At 75.3% G+C, this 1,494-nt stretch carries 2 protein-coding genes; both read left to right on the forward strand.

Annotation, left to right across the window (positions count from 1 at the left end):
- The coding region (locus ABZV78_RS31755) for a hypothetical protein (RefSeq protein WP_355644555.1) at nucleotides 1-196 on the forward strand (196 nt) is incomplete at its 5' end.
- A gap of 97 nt (nucleotides 197-293) precedes the next feature.
- On the forward strand, nucleotides 294-1,494 hold a 1,201-nt coding region (thrS, locus tag ABZV78_RS31760), incomplete at its 3' end, for a threonine--tRNA ligase (RefSeq protein WP_355644557.1).

The raw sequence follows: 1,494 nt of genomic DNA on the forward strand, positions 1-1,494 counted from the left end.
CCGGCGGGGCGTCGATGCGGACGCCCAGGGAGCGCAGCGCGCCGATCAGCGGGCCGAGCGGGCGGGTCCGGGACCGCACCAGATCCGGGTGCGTCGCGAAATCCAGGTGCGTCCGCCGCGTCGCCGCGCGTACCGTCGCCGCATGCGCAGCGCGGTGGTGACCACGACGCCGGGTATCCCCGGCGCGCCGCACTGACGTTTCCGTCGACGAGGCCCCGGGGCGATCCGCTCCGGGGCCTCGCGGCGTTCCGGGTCAGCTCGCCTCCGGGTCGTACCCGATCAAGGAGAGCGACATGATCGACCACCGCAGGCTCGGCCGGGAGCTGGAGCTGTTCGTCTCCGACCCGCTGGCCGGCGCCGGGCTGCCGATCTGGCTGCCGGCCGGCGCCGCGGCCCGGCACGCCGTCGAGGAGTACGTGCGGGAGTTGGAGCGCCGGGCCGGCTACCGGCACGTCTACTCGCCGCCACTGGGCAAACGGGAGCTGTTCGAGCTCTCCGGCCACCTCGGCTACTTCGCCGACGACATGTTCCCGCCCCTGCGGCTGAGCGCCGACGACGAGTTCGTGCTGCGCCCCGCGCTCTGCCCGCATCACGCGTTGGTCTTCCGCGCCCGCGGCCGCTCCTACCGGGAGCTGCCGCTGCGGATCGCCGAGATCGGCGGGATGTACCGGGCGGAGCGCTCGGGGGTGCTGGGCGGGCTGTCCCGGGTCCGCGCCATCTCGCTCAACGACGCGCACAACTTCTGCGCGCTGGAGCAGGTCGGCGACGAGGTGCGCGAGATCCTCCGGCTGATCGGCGAGGCGCACGCCGCGCTCGGCGTCCGGCCGGCCGGGTTCCGGCTGTCGCTGCGCGGGCCGGGGGAGAAGTACGTCGGCGACGACGCCGACTGGGCGCGGGCCGAGGAGCTGCTCCGCGCCGCGCTCGACGGGGTGGACTACCACGAGGGCCCGGGGGAGGCCGCCTTCTACGGCCCGAAGATCGACATCCAGATCGTGGACGCGGCCGGCCGGGAGTCGACCATCTCCACCATCCAGCTCGACTTCGACAAGCCGGAGCGGTTCGACCTGTCGTACACCGACGCGGACGGGCGCCGGAAGCGGCCGGTCATGGTGCACCGGAGCCTGGTCGGCAGCATGGAGCGGCTCTTCGCATACCTCATCGAGGTGCACGCCGGCGCCTTCCCGGCCTGGTACGCCCCGGTCCAGTTGGTGCTGCTCCCGGTCGACGACGGGCAGGCCGACGCGGCCGTCGACCTGTGCCGCCGGGCCGAGGCGGCCGGGCTGCGGGCGGAGGTCGACGTCGCCGGCTCGCTGGGTGCCCGGATCCGCGACGCGGCCCGGCGGAAGGTGCCGTACCTCGGGGTGATCGGCCGCCGGGAGGCCGCCGACGGATCGGTCGCCCTGCGCCTGCGCGACGGGCGCGGGCTCGATCCGATGCCGGCGGCCGAGGCGCTGGCGCTGGTCGGCGCCGTGGTGGCCGCCCGCTCGGCCGACC

The organism is Micromonospora sp. NPDC004540, from assembly GCF_040610095.1.
Lineage (GTDB): Bacteria > Actinomycetota > Actinomycetes > Mycobacteriales > Micromonosporaceae > Micromonospora.